This is a genomic window from Rhodococcus sp. NPDC056516 (assembly GCF_042794655.1).
Classification (GTDB): domain Bacteria; phylum Actinomycetota; class Actinomycetes; order Mycobacteriales; family Mycobacteriaceae; genus Rhodococcus_F.
Genome location: NZ_JBHTTG010000003.1, coordinates 599,676 through 622,150, shown reverse-complemented (window position 1 = coordinate 622,150; position 22,475 = coordinate 599,676). Strand labels below are relative to the sequence as shown.

The window sequence follows — 22,475 nt, the reverse complement described above, 5'->3', positions numbered from 1 at the left end:
CGGGAGACGGTACCACCGGCTTGTCAGCTCTTTTCTGCAGCAGCTTTCAGCTGGGACAAGCCCTTCTCGAAATCCTTACCGACGAGCTTGTCCATGCTGAAGATGAAACCGAAGATCTTGAAGAACAGATTCTTCTTTCCGGTCATCTTCCACGTCACCTGAACTTCACCGGCATTCGGAGAGACGCCGGCATTGGGAGAGATGAGAAAGGTGGTGACGTTCTGCGCCTTGAAGGGCTTGAGGAAGGCCAGGTCCAAAACTACGCGTTCGTTCGGGACGGATTCGGTGATCACCATCGAACCGGAGCCCGCCTTCTTGTTTCCGGCCCAAGCATACGAAGCCCCGACGCCCGCGTCAGGACCCGCGTACGTGCGCTGCATCGCCGGGTCGAGACCTTCCCACGGCGACCACTGAGTCCACTGATGGAAATCGTTGATCAATGCAAAGACGACCGAAGCTTCTGCCTTGACGATCGTCGTACGTTCTACCAGGAATTCGTCGGAATTCTGCGAAGCCATCGTCGATCTCCAATTCTCGGGCGTGACAAGTGTTCGGAATTATCCACGGTCGACGAGATCGGAGCGAGTCGACACTCAGTCCCGCAGGCACAGGCAGAAATAGTGACCGACCGGGTCGCGGTAGACGCGGAAAGTCCGATGCTCCGGAATGTCGGTCACCCGCTGCGCACCAAGGCCAATCACCCAAGCCTCCGCGGGGTCGAGAGAATCCACGAGCAAATCCAGATGGATCCCGACGCCGGTTGTCGGCCAGTTCACCGGAACGAAATCCGGAGCGAGCTGAAACGCGAGTCGCTCTCCGCCGGGTCCTTCGATCACGTGCCAATCATCCTCGTCGCGAACACTTTTCCACTCGAGGACCTGGGCGTAGAAGTTGGCCAATGCAGCCGGATCCGGGCAGTCCAGGACTGTGTAGTCCATACCGATTTTCGGGCGCGTCACTGTGCCTTCTTCTCCTGAACTTTCTTACGCACGAACAGCAACGGAAGAACCAGCGTCGCAACTGCGGTTACCAGCCACACGACGACGGTTCCCAGAATCCACGTCGAGACACCGGAGATCGACAGATTGGAGAAGAGCGACGCCACCAACAGAGCGACAAATGTCGACACCAATCCGATTCCGCCGAGAAATGCCGGTGCATGTCGCTTTGCCACCGTCGCGATGAACGGTGCCAGGACCGACTGCGCAATCGCAAAGATCACGACGGCAACGATGAATCCGGATGTAGGCGCCGAGAAGCCCGAAAGAATCAACGACGCAACAAGAAGCCCGACAGCGGCAGAACCCAGGAAGATCGCGGCGCGAATCAGGAAGCTGATCATTTTTTGATCCTATATGTCGGATATCGAGGACAACAGATATTCACAATCCCAGAGATTGCTGCACCTCTTGCAGTGTACGGGCGGAAGATCGGAGCCCCGAAGCCTCCTTTTCTGAAAGCGGTACTTCGAGGACTCGACCGGCACCTTCGCGACCGACCATCGTGGGCAGCGACAGACACACGTGCTCGAGTCCGTGGACGCCGGTCTGCAAAGTCGATACCGGCAGCACCCGTTGTTCGTCCCGCAACACAACTTCCACGATGAACGCGCTCGACAATCCGATGGCGAGGTTGGTGGCACCTTTTCCTTCGATGATCTCGTAAGCACTCTCGACCACCGACTTCGCGACATTCGCCCGTAGGTCGGGGCCGAGTATGCCGCCCGACGGTCCCACGAACGAGGTTGCCGGCACTCCACCGATGGTCGCGCTCGACCAGAGCGGAATCTCGGAGTCCCCGTGCTCGCCGACGATGAAGGCGTGGACGTTCTCGACTGCGACTCCGAGTTCGGTTGCCAGCAGGAATCGCAATCGGGCCGTGTCCAGCACCGTTCCCGATCCGAAGATTCGGCCGCCGTACGACGGTCCCGCGGCCTGGATCGCTGCGTAGGTCGCCACATCGACCGGGTTGGTGACGAAGAGAAGAACCGCGTCCGGCGACACCGCCAACAGTTGTTCGGTCAGTGTCTGCGCGATCTTGACGTTCACCGCGGCAAGTTCGAGACGCGACTGACCGGGATGCTGTTTGGCGCCCGCAGTGACGACGATCAAGTCGGATCCCGCGGTGACCGAGATGTCATCGCCTCCCTCGACCGTGCACGGCGGTGTGAACTGGGTGCCGTGGTTGAGATCGAGAACTTCGGCCCGGACCTTTGCGCTGTTGGTGTCGTAGAGGGCGAGCGCGTCGGCCGATCCGCGTATCAGGCACGCATACGCAATTGCGGTGCCGACGCTTCCCGCACCGACCACGGACACTTTTCGTCTGGATGAACGATTCGGCGTCGTCATGGGTAAATGGTGCTCGCTCTATAACGATTTCGCAGTACAACGGATTGCCAGTCTCTTCTCAGGGTTTGGATGCAGACCTCTCAGAATCGACGTGGATGATCGCTGACATGGCTGAGGTAACCGTTCTTGCAGTTGGCGGCACCGGCGAATCCCACGTCGGCGACGACAGCGCCCGCGTGCTCGGACTCCTCAGCGCCGTCACCGACGAACTCGACAGTCGATTCGATTCTCGCTGGGTCGCTTATCCTGCGTCGTACGGTCCGGTCGCCGACGGCGGCCTGAGCTTTCGGCACAGCACCGCGATGGGTGTGAAAGCCCTCACCGCCGAAATCGCGCAGACAGACGGCCCCGTGATACTGATCGGATACTCACAGGGATGCACCGTGATCCGCTCGGCTCTTCCGACATTGACTTCTCCGACGACTTCTCCGACGCTGAACGGCGCCAACATCATCGGAGTCGGACTGATCTCCGATCCTCAACAACCGGCCGGCGTGATCGAAGGTTGTGAGGGACATGGAGTTGCCGGCGACGGACCCGAAGTCCAGCCGTGGATTCCGGTCAAGTGGATCGGGCACCCGCAGGACATGATCTGTAATGCCAGCGACGACAGCTACATTCGCGACATCGCAGACTTGACGCGCTGGATGTCCTTCTCCCAGGCGCGGGTGTGGGTACACAAGGTGTGGGAACTCCTTCGTAGCAATGCCTTCCAGAACGCACAGAAGACTCGTTTCAGCCCCAAGCAGTGGCGTACCGATCTACGACGCATTCGCACCGCGTTCCTTGAAGTGCTCGGCTATCTGCCGACGAAGTTGAACCTGAACCGCTTTCAGCTGAAGAACCCTCGCGGCGGTAGACACATCAGCTACGCGATCGAACCTCTCGACGCCCGTGGACTGACCGGGTGTGAGCTTCTGGCGTCGTGGATGAAGGTCCAAGCGAGCGGCGTCGGGCAGCGCATTCACGCGGCCTGACCTTTACCGTTAGTTTACCTAACGAACCCCGGTGAGCCATTCGACGCCTCTACGTTCCTTTCATGCAACTGAGCAGAATATTGTCGTGCGCCGCCGTGACCGTCGCACTCCCCCTCGCCGCGCTGGCGACCCCGGCCGCCGCATCGCCAATCGGCAGTCTCGACTGGTCCGGTTCGTTCGGTAGTTCAGCGCCCCAGCCGGTTTCGACGTTCGACGTCCAAGCCCACCGCGGCGGACTCGGCCTGTACACCGAGAGCAGCCTGGCTGCGTTCGCCAATGCCCTCGAAATGGGCGTCAGCACACTGGAACTCGATACCCAGATCACCGAGGACGGGATCGCTGTCGTCACACACGATCGGAAGATCTCGAACAAGAAATGCCTCGACACCGAGCCGGCCACTACCGGCGACCCGGAGTTCCCGTACGTCGGCAAATTCGTCAACACGCTGAGCCTGCAGCAGATCAAGACCATGGACTGCGGCACTCTCCCCCTTGCCGGATACCCTGAGCAGCAGAATGTTCCGGGAGCGAAAATGCAGACACTCGAAGAAGTGCTCGCCCTGGTGAAGTCGTACAACGCACCCGCAATCAAGCTCAACATCGAGACCAAGGTGGAAGCGGGAGCACCTCACGAGACCGCCCCGCGTGAGCAGTTCGTCTCTGTTGTTCTCGACACGATCCGGGCAGCCGGATTGTTGGACAGCGTCACCATTCAGAGCTTCGACTGGGGCTCACTCATGCTCACCCGTCAACTCGCACCGAATCTCCCCGTTGTTGCGCTCACTAACGGCGACTTTCTCCAGGTAGGCAAGGACGGAGCGTCACCGTGGCTCGGCGGCCTGGACATCGATGATTTCGGTGGCGACGGCATCGCGGCGGTAGCAACCTTCGGTGCCTCCGCCTACTCCCCCGTCCAAGGAACTCCGCAGGGTGGAAAGGTCGGGGATCCCGGTTTCACCCTCTATCCGACAGCCGACATGATCGCGAGCGCACATGCGCGTGGCGTGAAGGTCATCCCGTGGACCGTCGATGATCCCGCCACCATGCACGCCCTGATCGACCTCGGGGTCGACGGAATCATCACCGATTACCCCGACCGTCTCCGCACCGTCCTGACCGAGCGCGGTATGCCGCTACCTGCGCCTGCGGTCAAGAAGTAGCCTCCACCGCGCGCCGAAGCAGGTACCTGAACAGGTACTACGGCCGATGTCCCCGGGGTCCCGTCGGCCGCATCCTGGACAGGTACTTGCTCGGGTGATCGGAGGTGAATTCTGATGATGTCTTTGAAAGATCAGTTGGACAACTGCGAATACCTACTTGCCGACGCGGAAATGGCGGGTGACTGGAATGCTGTTCGGCGATTCAGGGAATACCGACTGAGGCTCGTTCGACAACTCTGCAGGCAAAGGGCTGCCGGTCTCTGCGCCTAGAGGCCTCACCTCAGCCGTATCTGAACTGAGTCCCTCTGGGCGGTTACGATCCGCCGTCGCCCGAGTCACAGTCGGGTGCTCTCACCAATTGAGCTACAGAAGGTATGGACCGCAGCGCTTTTCGACTGCGGTCTTTTGCCTCCCGAACCATACGGACCCGCCTGTCGTCCGCGCCACTGATTTTCGGCTCGACGATCTAGGCCGACCACCGCTGCGAGTTCGGTTCCGCGTCCCCGCGGGGACGTCTCCGGCAAGGCCACACCGAATCACCGCTGACCAGCAGTCGATGGGATGATTACCTGTGTGTCCATGTCCGCACCGCTGCCCGTCAAGAACGGGGTTGGCCCGACGCGGCTACGCATCCCCCTGTCCGGGCCGTGGGCGACAATCGCGGAGTACGTCGTGGCCAAGTTCGACCATCTGGACGCCGAAAACCTGTATCGGCGGTTCGACGACGGCGAGTTCGTGGATATCGACGGCACCTCGATCCGCCGGAGCACAGAACTCAGCGCGCACCGGTTCGTCTGGTACTACCGAGAGTTGCCAGCAGAGGACCCGGTGCCGTTCCACGAGGAAATCCTGCACGTCGACGACGACCTCGTCGTCATCGACAAACCACATTTTCTCCCGACCACCCCCAGCGGGCGCTACCTGCGCGAGTCGGCGCTCGTCCGCCTACGGGTCCGCCTCGACAACCCAGATCTGACCCCGATCCATAGACTCGACCGCGGCACCGCAGGGGTGGTGATGTTCTCGGCCCACCCCGCGACGCGCGGCGCGTACCAGTCGCTGTTCGAGAAGCGGCAGGTCACGAAGGTCTACGAGGCGGTGTCGGCGCGACCGACCCGGTGGGACCAGGATGCACCGGGGTTCGCCGAATCCAACGGTCCCCTCGTCTACCGCAACCACATCGAAGCTCGACGCGGCGAGTTGCGAGTCGTCGTCGACGACAGCCGTGAACCCAACTCCGAGACCATGATCGAGGCGCGAGGGACGGGCGTGAGCGCCTCCGGACGTGCTGTGCTGCACACGGTTCTACGTCCGCACTCCGGACGAATGCACCAGTTGCGGGTGCATCTGGCGGCTCTCGGCGCCGGGATCCTGGGCGACCGGCGATACCCCGACCTGCTGCCCGACGCGCCGGACGACCATTCCCTCCCACTCCAATTGCTCGCGAGGGAACTCGAATTCACCGACCCGCTGTCGGGGAAAGCGCGGCGGTTCGTCACCCGTCGGACGCTCAGCGAGATGCCCGTGGGGTGACGACCAGAAGCCGCAGGGCGATTGTGCAGCCGCGAGGATAGTTATCGCTGCGGCTGCACAATCGCCCTGCGGCTGTACGGCGGAATTAGACGTTGAAGCGGAACTCCACCACATCGCCGTCGGCCATGACGTATTCCTTGCCCTCCATGCGAACCTTGCCGGCAGCCTTGGCCGCGGCCATGGAACCCGCCTCGACGAGATCGTCGAAGGACACGATTTCAGCCTTGATGAAGCCACGCTCGAAGTCGGTGTGAATGACGCCCGCAGCCTGGGGCGCGGTGTCACCCTTGTGGATGGTCCAGGCGCGAGCTTCCTTCGGACCAGCCGTCAGGTAGGTCTGCAGCCCGAGGGTGTGGAAGCCGGTGCGCGCGAGGGCGTGCAGGCCGGGCTCGGTCTGACCGATCGAGTCGAGCATTTCCTGGCGATCTTCCTCGTCCAGCTCGAGGAGTTCCTGCTCGACCTTCGCGTCGAGGAACACGGCGTCGGCCGGGGCGACGGAAGCGCGCAGTTCCGCGACCTTCGCCTCGTCGGTGAGCACCGACTCGTCGGCGTTGAAGACGTACAGGAAAGGCTTGGTGGTGAGCAGGCTCAGCTCGCGCAGCAACGAGAAGTCGAGCTTGTCCTTGACGCTGAAGAGCGTCGTGCCCTCGTTGAGGAAGGCCTGAGCCTTGAGTGCCTCGTCGTGGGCCGGCTTGAGCTCCTTGTTCTTGCGAGCTTCCTTGTCCAGACGCGGGAGAGCCTTCTCGAGAGTCTGCATGTCTGCGATCACGAGCTCGGTCTCGATGACCTCGATGTCGGAGGCCGGGTCGACCTTGCCGTCGACGTGGATGACGTCGTCGTCGGCGAAGACGCGCACGACCTGGCAGATGGCATCAGCTTCACGGATATTGGCCAGGAACTTATTACCCAGGCCGGCGCCCTCGGAGGCACCCTTGACGATTCCGGCGATGTCGACGAACGACACGGTCGCGGGGAGGATGCGCTCGGAGCCGAAGATCTCGGCGAGCTTCTGCAGCCGCGGATCGGGCAGCTCGACCAGGCCGACGTTGGGTTCGATGGTCGCGAACGGGTAGTTCGCTGCCAACACGTCGTTGTTGGTCAGTGCATTGAAAAGGGTGGACTTGCCGACGTTGGGCAGTCCGACGATTCCGAGGGTAAGGCTCACGGTCTGTGGATTCTACGGCCTCGCGGCGACGCGACGGGTACTCGCCCCACCGTCACGTCGCCGCAGGTGATCAGTTGTAGGTATACGAGTCCACGGACGACACGATCGCAACCAGGAAGATCACGTAAAACGCGATGAACAGCACCCAGCAGATGACGGCTATCAGGAGCGAGATCTGCCCGAGCTTCTTCACCCGCTCGGATGCGTACTGCGCGCCCTGGTGATCGCCCATCGCCCACTTCGGGTAGATGTCGTGGAGGTGGTTGAACGCGGCGAACGCGATAGGCCAGAAGAAAAGAATCGACGCGACGGCCCACCCGGCGTTGGACTTCGGCGGACCGTACTGCGGCGCCGCGTACGTGGGAGCAGCGCCGTATTGCTGGGCCGCGCTGTACTGCTGACCGGCCGGGTACTGCTGCCCCGCTGAATACTGCGGGTCAGTCGGGTACTGCTGGCCCGTTGGATACTCCTGGCCTGCTGAATACTCCTGGCCTGCTGAATACTGCTGACCGGCTGAATACTGCTGGCCCGACGGATATTGCTGCTCCTTCGGATCCTGCGGGTCGGTCGGATATTGCGGTTCGGTCATCATTCCCCCAAAGTGTCGGATTCGGTTCTCTAACGCAGAACCTAGTGGAGACTTACCGCTGCCGTGTCACAGTGAGCGCCTACGCTCTCGAGGTGACTCGGATGCTGATCGTGCTCTTGATATGGATAGTGGGTCTCGGCACCGCCGCGCTCGCGATTGTGGTCTCACCCGGATGGTGGGTGATCGCGGTCGTCACTCTCGCGCTGGCCGCAATGGGCACCTACGACCTCACACAGCGGTCCCACAGCATTCTCCGTAACTATCCGGTCCTCGGGCACGCACGATTCCTGCTCGAGAAGATTCGACCGGAGATCCAGCAGTACTTCGTCGAATCATCCACCGATGGAATGCCATTCGATCGGGAAACGCGAGATCTGGTTTACGAGCGCGCCAAGGGAACACTGGCGGAAGAACCCTTCGGGACCGAGCGCGACGTCAATGCGATCGGCTACGAGTTCATGACGCATTCGATTCGCGCACGGACCGCCCCCGACACCGTTCCGCGAGTTCGCCTCGGCGGACGCGATTGCACGAAGCCGTACGACATCGCTCTCCTGAACGTCTCCGCGATGAGCTTTGGATCGTTGTCCGCCAACGCAATCGAGGCCCTCAACGCCGGCGCCGCGAAAGGCGGCTTCGCCCACGACACAGGAGAGGGCGCGATCAGTCCGTATCACCGCAAACACGGTGGCGATCTGATCTGGGAAATCGCCTCGGGATACTTCGGATGCCGAACCGAGGACGGCCGATTCGATCCTGACCGTTTTGCCGAGCGCGCAGGCTCCGACCAGGTGAAAGCCATTTCGATCAAGCTCTCGCAAGGTGCGAAACCCGGGTTGGGTGGCGTGCTTCCCGGAGTCAAGGTCTCCCCCGAAATCGCCGAAACCCGCGGGGTAGCCGTCGGCCAGACCGTGATTTCGCCACCCGCGCACACCGCGTTCAGCACCCCGGTCGAACTAGTCGATTTCATCGCGACCCTGCGAAAACTGTCGGGCGGCAAGCCAGTCGGCATGAAGCTGTGCGTCGGCTCGCGTCGTGAATTCCTCGGAATCTGCAAAGCGATGATCGAGCGGGGCATCACGCCGGACTTCATCATCGTCGACGGTTCCGAAGGCGGCACCGGCGCTGGTCCGGTGGAATTCGAGGACCACATGGGCATGCCCTTGACCGAAGGCCTGATGCTGGTGCACAACGCCCTGGTGGGAACCGGTTTGCGCGCTCTCGTGAAAGTCGGCGCTTCCGGAAAGGTGGCGAGCGGTTCCGACATCGTCAAACGCATCATCCAGGGCGCAGACTTCACGATGGCGGCCCGTGCAATGATGTTCGCAGTGGGCTGCATTCAGGCTCAGATGTGCCACACCAACCGCTGCCCGGTCGGCGTTGCCACTCAGGATCCGGCACGCACCCGCGCACTCGACATCCCCGACAAGAGCGAGCGCGTCTACCGATTCCAGAAGGCAACCGTCGCCAGCGCGCAACAGATGATCGCGTCGATGGGCATCGATTCCTTCGACCAACTGCAACCTGGAATGCTCAACCGCCGCGTCGACGGTCTCACCACGCGTACCTATGCCGACCTGTTCGACTGGCTGATGCCGGGAGAACTGCTCGAGTCCCCGCCGCAGAGCTGGCTCACCGATTGGATCGACGCCGACGCTCACCGATTCTGACGCCGGTCGACTCCCGCGCCTCAGATCGCGCGGATTCGCCCTTCTGGTCCTACAGTGACAGATGGTCCGCTGTGACGGCGGCCACACGTGCACTAGTGGACGGAGTTCGACGATGAGCTTGACGACTGCGCCGGAACCAAATGTCGAGTACCTGAAAACCGATCCTGACCTGCCACCTGTCGGTGTCATCGACAAAACACCCATTTCCACGACTGCGCGCGTCGTCTTTCTCGTTCTCGGACTGGTCGGCGCGGGCGCCTGGTACATGATCGCGATTGTCCGCGGTGAACACATCAGTGCCGTGTGGTTCGTGTTGGCCGCAATCTGTACCTATCTGATTGCCTACCGTTTCTATGCCCGGTTGATCGAACGCAAAATCGTCAAACCCCGCGACGACGTCGCCACTCCCGCCGAGATCATGGAGAACGGCGCCGACTACATGCCGACCGATCGTCGGGTGCTGTTCGGTCACCACTTCGCGGCAATCGCCGGTGCCGGTCCACTGGTCGGGCCTGTCTTGGCCGCGCAGATGGGATATCTGCCGGGAACGATCTGGATCATCGTCGGCGTCGTGTTCGCCGGGGCGGTGCAGGACTTCATGGTCCTGTGGATCTCGTCCAAGCGACGCGGGCGCAGCCTCGGTCAGATGGCCCGCGAGGAACTCGGCCTCGTCGGCGGTGTCGCCGCATTGATCGGTGTGTTCGTCATCATGATCATCCTTATCGCGGTTCTGGGCCTCGTCGTCGTCAATGCGCTCGCCGAGTCCCCGTGGGGCGTCTTCTCGATCGCGATGACCATCCCCATCGCCCTGTTCATGGGCGTGTACCTACGGTATCTACGCCCGGGCAAGGTCTCCGAGGTCTCCCTGATCGGCGTCGTCCTCCTCCTGCTGGCCATCGTCTCCGGTGGTTGGGTTGCCGATACCGGTTGGGGTGCAGACTGGTTCACGCTCTCCAAGGTCACCATCGCGTGGCTGATGATCGCGTACGGATTTGCCGCTTCGGTGCTGCCGGTGTGGCTGCTCCTGGCGCCGCGTGACTATTTGTCGACGTTCATGAAGGTCGGCACCATCGCACTGCTGGCCATCGGAATTCTGGTCGCACGACCCGCGCTGAACATGCCGGCAGTGACGCCGTTCGCCTCCAACGGCGAAGGCCCGGCCTTTGCCGGTTCACTGTTCCCGTTCCTGTTCATCACCATTGCCTGTGGCGCTCTCTCGGGATTCCACGCGCTGATCGCCTCGGGCACGACACCGAAGCTGCTCGAAAAAGAAAGCCAGACCAAGATGATCGGGTACGGCGGCATGCTGACCGAATCATTTGTTGCGATCATGGCTCTGGTCACCGCCTGCATCCTCGATCAGCACCTGTACTTCGCACTCAACGCTCCCGCGGCGCTGACCGGCGGTACCCCCGAAACCGCAGCCGAGTACGTCAACAACCTGCCCCTCGGCACCGCACCCATCACACCGGACGTGCTGACTCAGGCAGCCGAGGCCGTCGGCGAAGAATCGATCATCTCGAGAACCGGCGGTGCCCCGACGCTCGCATTCGGCATGTCCGAAGTGCTCAGCGACGTGTTCGGCGGTGACTCGCTGAAATCGTTCTGGTACCACTTCGCGATCATGTTCGAGGCGCTCTTCATCCTCACCACGATCGATGCCGGCACGCGCGTCGCTCGGTTCATGCTCTCAGACTCGCTCGGCAACTTCGGCGGTCCGGCAAAGAAGTTCAAGGACCCGTCGTGGCGCATCGGCGCGTGGCTGTGCTCGCTGATCGTGGTCGCTGCGTGGGGCGCGATCCTGCTCATGGGTGTCACCGATCCGCTCGGCGGAATCAACACGCTCTTCCCACTCTTCGGCATCGCCAACCAGCTACTCGCCGCGATCGCACTGACGGTGGTCATGACGATCGTCATGAAGAAGGGCCTGTTCAAATGGGCCTGGATTCCCGGCGTGCCGCTGGTCTGGGACCTGGTCGTGACCATGACCGCGTCGTACCAGAAGATCTTCTCCGACAACCCCGCGATCGGTTACTGGGCTCAGCACAACGTGTTCAAGGATGCGAAGGCTGCCGGCGAGACGGCGCACGGTTCCGCGAAGACTCCGGAGGCCATCGATGCCGTCATCCGCAACACCTTCATCCAGGGCACGCTGTCGATCGTCTTCGCGTCACTGGTGATTGTCGTCGTCATCGCCGGGATCATCGTATGCGCCAAGGCAATCCGAGCCGGCGGCTTGCCGACCACCGAGTCCCCGGAAGAACCGTCGAAGATCTTCGGTCCCGCCAGCTTCATTCCGACGCCCGCCGAGAAGGAAATCCAGAAGGAATGGGACGAGCTGATCAAAGCCGGGAAGGTCCGCGCGCCCGGAGCCGCGCACGGAGGTGGGCACTGACCATGACGACGGCGACTATGACGGCAAAACTCACCACAGCGTTCCGCGGAACGCTGTGGTGGGTTCGCTCGGTGATGGGTGATCTCGACTATCAGCGCTACGTCGAGCACACCCGACGCCACCACGCCGACTCACCGGTGATCAGCGAACGGGAGTTCTGGCGACGCCGACACGCAGCAGCCGACGCCAATCCAGGCGCCCGCTGCTGCTGAATCCGGTCAGGGGCAGGTGGCCTTCGCGAGTTCGTAAATGTGGCCAGCCTGCTCGTCGGTGGGCTTGTTGCCGTTGTTCTCGGCCAGGTCGGTGATCTTGGCCTTGACCTTCGCCTCGTCCGTGCCGTTGGCGACCTCGGTGCACGTGGTCGTCAAGATCTCCTCGATGTCTGCGTCGTCGCGGTTCTCCGCCAACGGTGCGTAAGCCCCACGGAACGTGGCGACGAACAGCGCCGTCTTGCCCTGATCGATGGCGTTGCCGGCTGACTGTTTAGCCGTCTCGAGCGCCTGTTGCCCGCTCGTGACTGCCTCGCTGATCTTGTTCTGTGCGTTGTCCTGATCCTCGGTGCTACACGCGGTGAGCCCGAGAACGACGATTGCTGCTGCCCCGACTGCTGCTGCGATTCTCATGACGGAAATGTTAGTCCGGTCGGCATGCTTCAAAACACAGTATTGCAGCGCAACACACGAGTTATCGCATGCAGTCGTTACGATCAGCTCAGCTAGATCACCGGATTCTCACATCGGCGAGGAGATCCCTGCGCCGACGGAAAGGACGATCAGTGAGCGAGCAAGACAAGGGGACGTCCGCAGGGGTGCGAAAGCGCGACCGCGGCGAGATCATCGGGCAAGGGGGTATGTGGCTCGCGAAGTGGTCGTTGGTGTTGGCGTCGATTTCGCTGGGTGCCTGGATTTTCGGTTGGCTGATCGAAAAGCTCTGGGTCATCGTCCTGCCGGTGGCTTTGGCGATCGTTGTTGCGACAGTCATGTGGCCACCGACCCGCGGCATGATCAAGCGCGGTATGCCACCGGCCGCGGCAGCCGGCATCACCCTGGTGCTCTCGATCGGCATCCTGGCCGGAGTGATCGCAGGCATCGTTCCGTCAGTGGTCAGCCAGGCCCCCGAGCTCGCGAACAAGACCACCGAGGGTATCAACCAGGTTCAGGACTGGCTCCAGGGTCCGCCGTTGAATCTCAAGGACGACCAGATCGACAACGCTGTCCACGCCGTCATCACCAAGGTGCAGGAAAGTGGAACTGCTATCGCTTCAGGCGTTTTCAGCGGTGTGAGCACGGCAAGCTCGTTGTTGGTCACGCTCGGTTTGGTCCTGATTCTCGCGTTCTTCTTCATCAAGGACGGACCGAGGTTCATCCCGTGGCTGCACGCTGTCGGCGGCGGCCGTGCCGGAAGGCACCTCGAAGAGGTCCTCACTCGCATGTGGGACACGCTCGGCGGATTCATCAGGACTCAAGCGCTGGTGAGCTTGATCGACGCGGTCTTCATCGGTGCCGGATTGCTGATCCTCGGCGTCCCGTTGGCACCGGTGCTGGCAATTCTCACGTTCATCGGTGGCTTCATCCCGATCGTCGGTGCGTTTGTCGCGGGCGCCCTCGCGGTCTTGGTTGCCCTGGTGGCCAACGGTCTCACCACCGCCATCATCGTGCTCATCATCATCCTGGCGGTTCAGCAGATCGAAGGAAACGTCCTTCAGCCTGTCCTGCAGAGCAAGTCGATGAAACTCCACGCCGTCATCGTGCTGCTTGCCGTGGCTGCCGGTAGCTCGTTGTACGGCATTGTCGGCGCTTTCCTGGCAGTACCGGTCGCCGCCGTGGCTGCGGTGGTCATCCGGTACATCGGCGAGCAGATCGACGAACGCGCAAGCGACAACGAGCCGATGCCCGCCGGCGACGCCTCGGACGTCCTCGAAGAGCAGGATGACGAAGCCGAGTCAGAGGTAGAGAACGAAAAGGCCTGATCAGCCCGCGATCACCTTCACCGAGGAGCCTGCACGTCCCCGAATGACGTGCAGGCGACTCGGGATTCGCTGCCGCATCTCGTCCACGTGACTGACGATTCCCACCACGCGTCCACCATCACGGAGCTCGTCCAGCACAGCCATCACCGAGTCCAGGGTGTCCGCGTCGAGCGTTCCGAATCCTTCGTCGATGAACATCGTGTCGAGAACGATTCCACCGGACTCCGCGGCAACTACATCGGCGAGTCCGAGCGCCAAAGACAATGATGCCAAGAACGATTCACCGCCGGAGAGCGTCTTCGCCGAGCGCACGACGCCCGTGAAGTCGTCACGGATGTCGAGTCCCAGACCGCCGCGGCGACCCCGAGTTCCGGCCTCGTCACTGTGGACGAATTCGTATCGTCCCCCGGACATCCGCTGCAGCCGAACCGATGCCGACACGGCAATCTCTTCCAGCCGCGAGGCAAGTACGTAGGCGCGCAGCGACATCTTGCGACTGTTCTGGCCTTTGCCGGCGATCACGTCGGCGAGGGCAGCGAGTTCGTCGTGCAGTTCCCGCTCGGGCGCAACCGCTTCGTATGCCTTCTCGAGTTGTCCACTGAACCGTTCGAGATCCGACACACGGTTCTCTGCCAGGGATGCGGCCGCAACAGCCAAGTTCACTACTTCTGCGCACTGAAGAGCGCGCTCACGAGGACCGTCCACGTCGACGGTCTCGACCGCGCCTACCGCGACGACGTCAGGATCGTCGAGGACTGTCCGAGCGGCCACCTCGAGGTCACGCGCTTTGGCGAGTTCCGTTTCGATCGCCGCGATTCTGGCAGGCGAGCGGACGCCCTCGATGGCAGCGTCGACCGAATCGAATCCGGCAGTGGCCGCCGCATCGGCCAGCTTGGTCGACAATTCTGCCGATCGCACCTGCGCACGGACGGCATGATCCCGCGCTTCGGACGCAGACGTGGCAGCGGACGCCAGCCCTTCGAACCGCGAGCGCCGAGCCGCGATGGACGAATCGTCTCCCACCGCAGCAACGATCGCCGCCCGAATCTGCGTGACCGTGGCCGACAGAGCCGAGATGCGCTCGGTCAGTGCCGCCAATTCGGCCGTCAGAGAAGCGGATTCCTGTTGCAGCTCGCCGTCACGCTCGTTGAGTTGCGCGAGCTTTTCCGCCAGCGCTTCTACCTGCCCGGAAGCCCGCGTTGCCTCGCCGACGGAGTTCTGCGCCGCAGCGCGAAGCCTGTCGAGTTCTTCGACATCACCGTCGCCGCCGCGCGCAATCACCCGATCGATGTCACGCTCGACGGTTCCCTGACGGTCGACGATTTTGCTCAGAGCTTTCTCGGCTGCGCGCTCGGCTGCCGACGCGGTCTCGAGATCGAGCTCGGTGACCGTGACGACATCCGACTGCGCCAACGCAGGGTGTTCACGCGAACCACACACCTGGCATGCATCACCGGGCGCGAGTGAACTCGCCAACTCCGCTGCCATGCCCTCGATACGCTTCTGCACAAGATCGAGCCAGCGCCCACGAGCACCCTGATGCGCGTCACGTGCATCTAACACCTGCACACGAATCTTCTCGGCTTGCGCACGCAGAGAAACGATTTCATGGGCCGCTGTCGCAGCATCCGACGCCTTCGCGAGTGCAGCCTCGAGGCCGGGCAGGGTGGCATGCGCGCGTTGCGCTTCGTCCAGTCGTTGGCCGGCCGCGCGCACCAGTTCTGGCAGTTGAGTCCGTTCACGCACAATGGCATCTACGCGCTCGGACAGGGAGTTTCGCCGAACTCCGAGTTTCTCGATCTCGGCTTCCGCCGCATCGGCTCTGCGAGCGTCCTCCGCCAGCGCGTCCAGCCGAACGATCTCGTCACGCCACGTCCGGATTCGAGCTACGACGCGTTGACGCTCATCGCCGGTGGGCGGCCACACTTCCGGCTCGAAAATGTCCGGCCCGCCGAGTGCGGTGTAGGTCGACATCGCGGTGTTCATCGATTCGAGCGATGCGGCAAGGGCCACGCTGGCAGCTTCTACGTCGCCGGCGATGGTGGCCACCGGCAGTGCGCGCTTGGCAGTCTCGAGTTCGGCGGCGATCGCAGATCGGTGCGCGGCGCCGGTGTTGAATGCCGCGAGTTCACCGGTTGCACGATTGCGGCGAGCGACCAGGTCGGCGGTTCGCTGCGCCGCCGCAAAAATTCGATTGGCCTCGGCTGCTGCATCTTTCGCGGTCACCAGCTCCGCGAGACTTGCGTCGCGGGTGTCCTGAGCCTCGGCGAGGAGTTTGCGCGACCATTCCAGTGGGTGTGCTTCGGCGCCTACCTCGAGTCCCGCCGCGGTCTCGACCTTGGCAAGCAGCAGTCGCACGGATTGCTCCCTGGCCGCGAGTGCGGTGGCACTTGCCTTCCGTTTGGCGTCGAACCATGCCTCCACGGAGACGAAACGTTTGGTGTCGAACAGGCGCTCGAGCAGCTTGCCTCGCTCGTCGCTTTCGGCACGCAAGAATTTGGCGAACTCACCCTGTGGGAGCAGCACAACCTGGAAGAACTGATCAGCGCTCATTCCCATGAGGCGATTGATCTCGTCACCGATGTCAGGGATGCGCGAGAGATTTTCGCCGCGGCCGTCCAACCACGTCAGTGTGGCCTTGGCATTCTCGGTGATCGAACCGGTCCCGCGCTTCTTCGGACGCGAATACTCAGGACTGCGAACAAGTTTGATTCTGCGACCACTGATGGTCGCCTCCAGTTCCACGCGCGGCACCGAGCCGGCGGGCGCGTGATCGGACAGCAATCGCTTGCCCTCGTTGCGCGCACCCGGCACTCGCCCGTACAGCGCAAACGCAACCGCGTCGAGGATCGTGGTCTTGCCTGCCCCGGTGTCGCCGTGAAGGAGGAACAGCCCGTCTGCACCCAAACGGTCGAAGTCGACCTCGACCGTGTCGGCAAATGGCCCGAAAGAGCTGACTTCGAGTTTGTGCAGTCTCACGCGGTTTCACCCAGTTCGACCGTGGACTCCTCGGCGCGCGCGGCAGCGCTGAGCGCTTCGGCCATCAACGTGACCTCGCGCTCGGACGGGTCACTACGCACTGCCGAGACAAAACCGCGGGCGATCTCCATGTCGGTTCGACCCCGTACCGCATCGCGGTACTTGAGATCCGATTGTCCTTCCGGCCTTTGCCATTCGAGATGAACGGCAAAGGGAAAACGGGCCTGGAGCTGCCTCATGGCATCGACGGGACGGACCGGGTCGGTAAGCAATGCGGAGACATAGCACTGCTCGGAATCGGCATACCTCGACTCGGTGAGAAGTTCCTCGAGCGTTCCAGCCACCTGGCTCAGACCCCGAATCACCGGTAGATCGAGGCGCTGCACCGATGACAGACCGGTTGCGTCGAGCTCGATCAGGAGCGCAGCCTTGCGGTGGCTGCGTTCACCGAACGAATACGGCAACGGTGAACCCGAGTATCGAACACTCTCCGAGAGCATCTGCGGAGAATGCAGGTGTCCGAGGGCGACGTAGTCGACGCCGTCGAACTCGCCCACTGCGACGGTCTCCACTCCGCCGACCGAAATGGAGCGTTCCGATTCCGAGGCCTCACCGCCCACGACAAAGGCATGCGCGAGCAATACCGATCGAGTAGACGGGTCGACCGCCGTTCGTTCGGCGAGATCTCGCCGAACACGCGACATGGCCGCTCCGAGGATGTCGGAATGAGTACGAGCCCGGGGCACGTCCAACTCGACGCGTGTGATCTCCGGCTCGAGATACGGAATCCCGTAAAACGCGACAGGCCCGAACTGATCACTCAGCATCACCGGAGTACCGATCTGGCCGACGCGGGTGATCAAGTGCAATCCGCCGGCAGCGGCAAAGGATGCCCCGGCCCCGAGCCGCACCGCGGAATCGTGGTTACCGGACGTCGCGACGATCACCGCCCCGGCCGCCCGGATTGTCTCGAAGCCTCGATTGCACACGGTGACCGCATCGGAACTGGGAATCGAACGGTCGTAGATGTCCCCCGGCACGACCACGATGTCGACGCCGTGTTCATGAACGGAATCTGCGATGGAACCGAGCACACTCGCCTGATCGGCCAACAGATCGACGCCGTGAAAGGTGCGACCTATGTGCCAATCGGAGGTGTGCAGAATCTTCATGAATCCGACGGTAGAGCAGCCCACCGACACCACCGATCTCCCACGCTGACGGCTTCGGCGGTGTGCCCCAACCCACGAGCGGCCGGTGACCCTGCACACAATCCGTCCGGTTCGTTTGGCGAAGAACCCGAAACCATCGCGCCATCGCGTCGATAAATGCGCCAGCCACGACCCGCACAAACACGGCCGACAACGCGAGAACCGCTAATGTCGTTATGTGTCTGCAACCCAACGTGCTCGCTCCGGGGTACCGCTGGACAAGCGATCGCTCATCGTGACCGTCCCCGGCCTGCCCTGGTGGGGAGTGATCCTGCTTGCCGCCGGTGTCACCGCTGTCGGCGTACTGATCGATGCCACCGGAGGTGGCGGCGAGCTCACAGCGGTGTTCTCGACGTTCTACTTCCTGGGCTGTCTCTTCGCTGTGGTTGCCGCTTCGAACAAGGCGTTGTTCACTGCGATGGCCCAACCGCCGTTGCTGCTCTTCGCTGCAGTGCCGATCGGGCACACGCTCATCGGTAAGGACAACAGCACCGCACTGCGCGACATCGCGATCAACATCGCTTATCCGTTGGTCAACCGCTTTCCGATCATGTTGGCTGCAACCGTGGTCGTGCTGATCATCGGCGGCTTCCGATACTTCCTGCTCAATCAGCGCCCCACCGGGCCTGCGCGCTCGACCCGCTCCCGCCGTTCGGCAACATCAGCGTCTGCCGCTCGGGACACCTCCGCAGCTGCCACTCGAGGCCCCGCGCCCGAGACCGGGCGTCGTCGCCGAGTGACCGACGCACCCGTCTCCGAGCCCCCTCGTCGCCGCGCCCCTGAAGTGGACGAACAGCCCGCTTACCGAAGCACCCCGAGGCGCGAGCCGATCCAGGACGAGCGCCCGCTGCCGCCCCGGAGAAGCCCACTGCCACCCAGGGTCGATCGCACGCATCAACCGCCTACGCGTCGCCCTCAGCCGGACAGCAGACCGACAGCAGACGACGACTACCCGTCGTACGGTCGCCGCCGAGCGCCCGAGCCCTCCCCTGCGCCCCGGCGTGAGGAGCGGATGGAGCCCTTCTTCGCCTCGGGTGACGACGTATCGCCGCCGCTGCCCCCTCGCCGCCGCCCACCCGGAGTCGATCTTCCGGCGTATCCGCCGCCACGAGTTCGGTACCGCGATCGCGACGAGTCCTGAACAGACGAGCCCGGTAGCAAAAATGCGGGGCACCTTCCATCTATCTGGAAGGTGCCCCGCATTTTCGTCGTTCTACGACGTGCGCGCTGCTCGCAATTCACGGGGAAGGGCGAACACCAGAGTCTCGTTGGCCGTGGTGACGGGCTGAACGTCGTTGTAACCGTGCTCGGCAAGAAGTTCGATCACACCGCGCACGAGCACCTCGGGCACCGAAGCACCCGACGTGATGCCGACTGTCTGAACTCCCTCGAGCCACGCGAGATCGACCTCACGGGCGTAGTCGACCAGGTACGACGCGGCAGCGCCCGCACCGAGGGCAACCTCGACGAGGCGAACCGAGTTGGACGAGTTCCGCGAACCCACCACGATCACGAGATCGCACTCGGGAGCCATCGCCTTGACCGCGACTTGACGGTTCTGCGTGGCGTAGCAGATGTCGTCGGACGGCGGGTCCTGCAGATTCGGGAAACGCTCACGCAGGCGTGCGACGGTCTGCATCGTCTCGTCGACGCTTAGGGTGGTCTGGGAAAGCCAGATGACCTTCGACTCGTCGCGAACCGTAACCGCGTCGACCGAATCCGGGCCATCGACGATGGTGACGTGATCGGGAGCCTCACCTGCGGTGCCTTCGACCTCCTCGTGACCTTCGTGGCCGATGAGCAGGATGTCGTAGTCGTCGCGAGCAAATCGCTTGGCTTCCTGGTGCACCTTCGTCACCAGGGGGCACGTCGCGTCGATCGTGCGCAAGTTCCGCTCGGCAGCCGAGTCGTGGACGGCCGGCGACACACCGTGCGCCGAAAACACGAGCAACGATCCCTCGGGAACCTCGTCGGTTTCGTCGACGAAGATCACGCCCTGATCTTCAAGCGTCTCGACGACGTGGCGATTGTGGACGATCTCCTTGCGCACGTAGATGGGTGCGCCGTGCTTCTCGAGCGCCTTCTCGACGGTCTCGACCGCGCGGTCGACGCCGGCGCAGTAGCCGCGAGGCTCGGCGAGGAGCACGCGCTTGGCGCTGCCCTTGCGGGTGGACGGCGAATCAGCCGAGTGCGCGATACCGAGATTGAGAGGAACAGCCGAAGACATGTGACCAGCCTACTGGCACCTCGAACGTGAGACACTCCGGCAAACATGAACACCTCGTTTCACGCGCCGATCGAGGGGTGCGAAGTGAACGAGTACGGCCGTCACAGGCAAGTCGGCTACCGATTGTCGGTGCTTTGCGGCAAGCTGTGGGAATGATCCGACCACCGTTCGTGGCGCGCGTTGCCGCGGGACTCGCCGTCACCGCGATGGAAGAGGCAAAGAAGTTGCCCACCACCGCCGTCGCCCTGCCGATGACCGCCGTGAGCCAGATGCTTCAGACAAGCATGCGTGTGCAGCAGTCGATCACCTCGTTGGCAATCAAGGGCGATCAGGCATTTGCCCTGATCAACTGGTCTTCCGAAGACGAACAGCCCGAGTGGGCAGTGTTCGACGAGGATGCCGACGCGCCCGCTGACTCGGCGTCTTCCAGCGGATCGCCTTCCACCGGATCGACCTCGGCTGACACCCCGACCAACGCCGGTCGCTTCGCGCTCTACTCGCTCGAGCCGACTGCCCCCATCGAGGAGCCCGCACCCGGCGCCGAGTCCGAATCCACCGCAGTTACGTCGGACAAGCCTGCCGAAGAGCCCGAGATCGTCACCGAACTCGACTACCCCAACCTCACACTCGCACAGCTCCGTGCGCGCATCCGGACGCTCAGCATCGACGAGCTGACCGCCGTCCTGGACTACGAGAATGCGACGCTCGCCCGCGCACCGTTCCAGACCATGCTCGCCAACCGCATCACCACAGCCAAGGCAAAGTGACTTCCGCAACGCCCCCCGCTTCATCGCAGCGTTCGTCCGGCGCCAGTAGCGCTGAGCAGCCGTGGCCGGTCCGCACGGTTTCCGCGAAGGTTGCCGGCTGGATCGATCGGCTCGGCAGTATCTGGGTCGAAGGTCAGATCACCCAGATCAATGCACGCCCCGGCACCCGAACGGCTTTTCTCGTCCTGCGCGATCCGTCGGCAGACATGTCGCTCTCGATCACGTGCTCACCACAGTTGCTGCACAATTCGCCGGTGCCGTTGACCGAAGGCTCGCGTGTCGTGATGTTCGGCAAGCTCTCGTTCTACACCGGACGAGGAACTGTGTCGTTGCGTGTCACCGAGATTCGCGCCGTGGGTATCGGGGAGCTGCTGGCCCGCATCGAGAGACTGCGCGCCTTGCTCGCCGCCGAGGGCTTGTTCGATCCGAGACTCAAACGGCCGCTTCCGTTTCTGCCCGGCACGATCGGCCTCATCACCGGCCGAGCCAGCGCTGCCGAAAAGGACGTCGTCTCGGTCGCCCATCGTCGTTGGCCCGCAGTGGCTATCGCGGTGCGTAACACCGCGGTGCAGGGCCCGACTGCTGTTCCCCAGATCATCGAAGCGCTGAAGGAGCTCGACGCCAATCCGGTAGTCGACGTCATCATCCTCGCTCGCGGCGGCGGTAGCGTCGAAGATCTTCTGCCGTTCTCCGACGAGGCGCTGTGCCGCGCCATCGTGGCCTGTACGACGCCGATCGTCAGTGCCATCGGCCACGAGCCGGACAGTCCGCTCAGTGACCACGTCGCCGACCTGCGCGCGGCCACGCCTACTGACGCGGCCAAACGCGTCGTACCTGACGCGGTTGCGGAAGCTGCCCTGGTTTCGGATCTGCGTGACCGCAGCGCTGCGGCGCTGCGCAGCTGGGTCAAGCGTGAGTCTCACCTGATCGAGCAGTTGCGTACTCGACCGGTCATGGCATCACCGCTGTTGGCGGTGGACCGCCGTGCCGAAGAGGTCGACAGGCTCCAAGCTGCGGGACGACGCGATGTGACTCGGCTGATCGACTCGGAGTCCCGAACGATCGAGCATCTGCGTGCCCGGCTCACCACTCTGGGCCCCGCCGCGACGTTGGCCCGCGGGTACGCCGTCGTGCAACGTGTTGTCCCCGACGGTGATCCTGAGGTTCTGCGCTCGGTCGAGGATGCACCACCCGGAACCCAGATTCGCGTTCGACTTGCAGACGGCGCCGTCCGCGCCGCAGTGATGGGAAGAGAAAAATGAGCAACGCCACCGACACCGACATCAACGAACTCGGCTACGAAGCCGCCCGCGACGAACTGGTGAGCGTCGTGAAGATTCTCGAACAGGGTGGCCTGGACCTCGACGCATCTCTCTCGCTGTGGGAGCGCGGCGAGGCGTTGGCCAAGCGCTGTGAGGAGCATTTGGCCGGCGCCAGGGCCCGCGTCGAAAAGGCTCTGGCCGAAGCGGACGAGTAAGGCCCGCT

Annotated in this window: 21 protein-coding genes and 1 tRNA gene; 11 read left to right on the top strand and 11 right to left on the bottom strand. The window is 62.9% G+C overall.

Going from position 1 to position 22,475, the window contains the following annotated elements:
- Positions 1–23: 23 nt before the first annotated feature.
- The 4 genes from ACFQ6Y_RS12230 to ACFQ6Y_RS12215 all read right to left on the bottom strand — a co-directional run bounded on the left by ACFQ6Y_RS12230 (position 24) and on the right by ACFQ6Y_RS12215 (position 2,348).
- Positions 24–518 carry an SRPBCC family protein gene (locus ACFQ6Y_RS12230; RefSeq protein WP_378539239.1) on the bottom strand — a complete coding sequence of 165 codons (495 nt, stop codon included), beginning with the start codon at positions 516–518 and terminating at the stop codon, positions 24–26.
- Positions 519–593: 75 nt separating this feature from the next.
- Positions 594–959, bottom strand: coding sequence for a VOC family protein (locus ACFQ6Y_RS12225; protein ID WP_378632459.1), 366 nt, complete (start codon positions 957–959; stop codon positions 594–596).
- Positions 956–1,342 (bottom strand): phage holin family protein, encoded by a 387-nt coding sequence (locus ACFQ6Y_RS12220; protein WP_003945275.1) that lies wholly within the window; start codon positions 1,340–1,342, stop codon positions 956–958. The genes ACFQ6Y_RS12225 and ACFQ6Y_RS12220 overlap by 4 nt, the downstream gene beginning before the upstream one ends.
- Positions 1,343–1,382: 40 nt before the next feature.
- Positions 1,383–2,348 carry an L-lactate dehydrogenase gene (locus ACFQ6Y_RS12215; RefSeq protein ID WP_378632456.1) on the bottom strand — a complete coding sequence of 322 codons (966 nt, stop codon included), beginning with the start codon at positions 2,346–2,348 and terminating at the stop codon, positions 1,383–1,385.
- Positions 2,349–2,455: 107 nt separating this feature from the next.
- Between ACFQ6Y_RS12215 and ACFQ6Y_RS12210 the strand changes: the two genes are divergently transcribed.
- Together ACFQ6Y_RS12210 and ACFQ6Y_RS12205 are read left to right on the top strand one after the other, a co-directional pair.
- A complete protein-coding gene (locus ACFQ6Y_RS12210) occupies positions 2,456–3,325 on the top strand; it encodes a PE-PPE domain-containing protein (RefSeq protein WP_378632453.1) in 870 nt (289 codons plus the stop codon).
- Between the two features lie 62 nt (positions 3,326–3,387).
- Positions 3,388–4,485: a glycerophosphodiester phosphodiesterase family protein gene (locus ACFQ6Y_RS12205; RefSeq protein WP_378632449.1), complete on the top strand. Its 1,098-nt coding sequence runs from the start codon at positions 3,388–3,390 to the stop codon at positions 4,483–4,485.
- Positions 4,486–4,785: 300 nt separating this feature from the next.
- Here ACFQ6Y_RS12205 and ACFQ6Y_RS12200 read toward each other — a convergent pair.
- Positions 4,786–4,858, bottom strand: a tRNA-His gene (locus tag ACFQ6Y_RS12200).
- Between the two features lie 188 nt (positions 4,859–5,046).
- Here ACFQ6Y_RS12200 and ACFQ6Y_RS12195 point away from each other — a divergent pair.
- Positions 5,047–6,018 (top strand): pseudouridine synthase, encoded by a 972-nt coding sequence (locus ACFQ6Y_RS12195; RefSeq protein WP_378632444.1) that lies wholly within the window; start codon positions 5,047–5,049, stop codon positions 6,016–6,018.
- Between the two features lie 85 nt (positions 6,019–6,103).
- Here ACFQ6Y_RS12195 and ychF read toward each other — a convergent pair whose 3' ends face one another.
- A complete protein-coding gene (gene ychF, locus ACFQ6Y_RS12190) occupies positions 6,104–7,183 on the bottom strand; it encodes a redox-regulated ATPase YchF (RefSeq protein WP_030536245.1) in 1,080 nt (359 codons plus the stop codon).
- Positions 7,184–7,253: 70 nt separating this feature from the next.
- A complete protein-coding gene (locus tag ACFQ6Y_RS12185) occupies positions 7,254–7,775 on the bottom strand; it encodes a CD225/dispanin family protein (RefSeq protein ID WP_378632429.1) in 522 nt (173 codons plus the stop codon).
- An 89-nt stretch (positions 7,776–7,864) separates the two neighbouring features.
- Between ACFQ6Y_RS12185 and ACFQ6Y_RS12180 the strand changes: the two genes are divergently transcribed.
- The 3 genes from ACFQ6Y_RS12180 to ACFQ6Y_RS12170 all read left to right on the top strand — a co-directional run bounded on the left by ACFQ6Y_RS12180 (position 7,865) and on the right by ACFQ6Y_RS12170 (position 12,049).
- A complete protein-coding gene (locus ACFQ6Y_RS12180; protein ID WP_378632877.1) occupies positions 7,865–9,442 on the top strand; it encodes an FMN-binding glutamate synthase family protein in 1,578 nt (525 codons plus the stop codon).
- Positions 9,443–9,554: 112 nt separating this feature from the next.
- Positions 9,555–11,837, top strand: coding sequence for a carbon starvation CstA family protein (locus ACFQ6Y_RS12175; RefSeq protein ID WP_378632426.1), 2,283 nt, complete (start codon positions 9,555–9,557; stop codon positions 11,835–11,837).
- Positions 11,838–11,839: 2 nt separating this feature from the next.
- On the top strand, positions 11,840–12,049 hold the full coding sequence (locus ACFQ6Y_RS12170; RefSeq protein ID WP_003945213.1) for a YbdD/YjiX family protein: 210 nt from the start codon (positions 11,840–11,842) through the stop codon (positions 12,047–12,049).
- A gap of 6 nt (positions 12,050–12,055) precedes the next feature.
- On the opposite strand, the gene ACFQ6Y_RS12165 is transcribed toward ACFQ6Y_RS12170, so the two are convergent.
- On the bottom strand, positions 12,056–12,460 hold the full coding sequence (locus ACFQ6Y_RS12165; RefSeq protein WP_378539542.1) for a hypothetical protein: 405 nt from the start codon (positions 12,458–12,460) through the stop codon (positions 12,056–12,058).
- A gap of 152 nt (positions 12,461–12,612) precedes the next feature.
- Between ACFQ6Y_RS12165 and ACFQ6Y_RS12160 the strand changes: the two genes are divergently transcribed.
- Entirely contained in the window at positions 12,613–13,806 is a 1,194-nt protein-coding gene (locus tag ACFQ6Y_RS12160; protein WP_378539541.1) for an AI-2E family transporter, read from the top strand.
- On the opposite strand, the gene ACFQ6Y_RS12155 is transcribed toward ACFQ6Y_RS12160, so the two are convergent.
- Positions 13,807–16,785 carry an AAA family ATPase gene (locus tag ACFQ6Y_RS12155; RefSeq protein WP_378632422.1) on the bottom strand — a complete coding sequence of 993 codons (2,979 nt, stop codon included), beginning with the start codon at positions 16,783–16,785 and terminating at the stop codon, positions 13,807–13,809.
- Positions 16,782–17,957 (bottom strand): exonuclease SbcCD subunit D, encoded by a 1,176-nt coding sequence (locus tag ACFQ6Y_RS12150; RefSeq protein WP_378549691.1) that lies wholly within the window; start codon positions 17,955–17,957, stop codon positions 16,782–16,784. The genes ACFQ6Y_RS12155 and ACFQ6Y_RS12150 overlap by 4 nt, the downstream gene beginning before the upstream one ends.
- A 217-nt stretch (positions 17,958–18,174) precedes the next feature.
- On the opposite strand from ACFQ6Y_RS12150, the gene ACFQ6Y_RS12145 reads away from it, so the two are divergent.
- Positions 18,175–19,137, top strand: a complete 963-nt coding sequence (locus tag ACFQ6Y_RS12145) for a DUF6542 domain-containing protein (protein ID WP_378632419.1) — start codon at positions 18,175–18,177, stop codon at positions 19,135–19,137.
- 72 nt (positions 19,138–19,209) lie between these two features.
- Here the strand turns inward: ACFQ6Y_RS12145 and ACFQ6Y_RS12140 are convergent, their stop codons facing one another.
- Positions 19,210–20,223, bottom strand: coding sequence for a 4-hydroxy-3-methylbut-2-enyl diphosphate reductase (locus ACFQ6Y_RS12140; RefSeq protein WP_003945273.1), 1,014 nt, complete (start codon positions 20,221–20,223; stop codon positions 19,210–19,212).
- A 152-nt stretch (positions 20,224–20,375) separates the two neighbouring features.
- Here ACFQ6Y_RS12140 and ACFQ6Y_RS12135 point away from each other — a divergent pair, with 152 nt between their 5' ends.
- The 3 genes from ACFQ6Y_RS12135 to ACFQ6Y_RS12125 are packed head-to-tail and all read left to right on the top strand — an operon-like array spanning position 20,376 to position 22,467.
- Positions 20,376–20,990, top strand: a complete 615-nt coding sequence (locus tag ACFQ6Y_RS12135; RefSeq protein WP_378632417.1) for a lipid droplet-associated protein — start codon at positions 20,376–20,378, stop codon at positions 20,988–20,990.
- A complete protein-coding gene (xseA, locus tag ACFQ6Y_RS12130; protein ID WP_378632415.1) occupies positions 20,987–22,252 on the top strand; it encodes an exodeoxyribonuclease VII large subunit in 1,266 nt (421 codons plus the stop codon). Before ACFQ6Y_RS12135 ends, xseA begins: the two co-directional genes overlap by 4 nt.
- On the top strand, positions 22,249–22,467 hold the full coding sequence (locus ACFQ6Y_RS12125) for an exodeoxyribonuclease VII small subunit (protein ID WP_003945276.1): 219 nt from the start codon (positions 22,249–22,251) through the stop codon (positions 22,465–22,467). The genes xseA and ACFQ6Y_RS12125 overlap by 4 nt, the downstream gene beginning before the upstream one ends.
- The last annotated feature ends 8 nt before the right edge of the window (positions 22,468–22,475 follow it).

Bases quoted from the DNA above. Each gene is read 5' to 3' on its own strand.
- ACFQ6Y_RS12230 (WP_378539239.1), bottom strand. From the start codon at position 518: ATGGCTTCGCAGAATTCCGACGAATTCCTGGTAGAACGTACGACGATC.
- ACFQ6Y_RS12220 (WP_003945275.1), bottom strand. From the start codon at position 1,342: ATGATCAGCTTCCTGATTCGCGCCGCGATCTTCCTGGGTTCTGCCGCT.
- ACFQ6Y_RS12215 (WP_378632456.1), bottom strand. From the start codon at position 2,348: ATGACGACGCCGAATCGTTCATCCAGACGAAAAGTGTCCGTGGTCGGT.
- ACFQ6Y_RS12210 (WP_378632453.1), top strand. From the start codon at position 2,456: ATGGCTGAGGTAACCGTTCTTGCAGTTGGCGGCACCGGCGAATCCCAC.
- ACFQ6Y_RS12205 (WP_378632449.1), top strand. From the start codon at position 3,388: ATGCAACTGAGCAGAATATTGTCGTGCGCCGCCGTGACCGTCGCACTC.
- ACFQ6Y_RS12195 (WP_378632444.1), top strand. From the start codon at position 5,047: ATGATTACCTGTGTGTCCATGTCCGCACCGCTGCCCGTCAAGAACGGG.
- ACFQ6Y_RS12185 (WP_378632429.1), bottom strand. From the start codon at position 7,775: ATGATGACCGAACCGCAATATCCGACCGACCCGCAGGATCCGAAGGAG.
- ACFQ6Y_RS12175 (WP_378632426.1), top strand. From the start codon at position 9,555: ATGAGCTTGACGACTGCGCCGGAACCAAATGTCGAGTACCTGAAAACC.
- ACFQ6Y_RS12170 (WP_003945213.1), top strand. From the start codon at position 11,840: ATGACGACGGCGACTATGACGGCAAAACTCACCACAGCGTTCCGCGGA.
- ACFQ6Y_RS12165 (WP_378539542.1), bottom strand. From the start codon at position 12,460: ATGAGAATCGCAGCAGCAGTCGGGGCAGCAGCAATCGTCGTTCTCGGG.
- ACFQ6Y_RS12150 (WP_378549691.1), bottom strand. From the start codon at position 17,957: ATGAAGATTCTGCACACCTCCGATTGGCACATAGGTCGCACCTTTCAC.
- ACFQ6Y_RS12140 (WP_003945273.1), bottom strand. From the start codon at position 20,223: ATGTCTTCGGCTGTTCCTCTCAATCTCGGTATCGCGCACTCGGCTGAT.
- ACFQ6Y_RS12135 (WP_378632417.1), top strand. From the start codon at position 20,376: ATGATCCGACCACCGTTCGTGGCGCGCGTTGCCGCGGGACTCGCCGTC.
- ACFQ6Y_RS12125 (WP_003945276.1), top strand. From the start codon at position 22,249: ATGAGCAACGCCACCGACACCGACATCAACGAACTCGGCTACGAAGCC.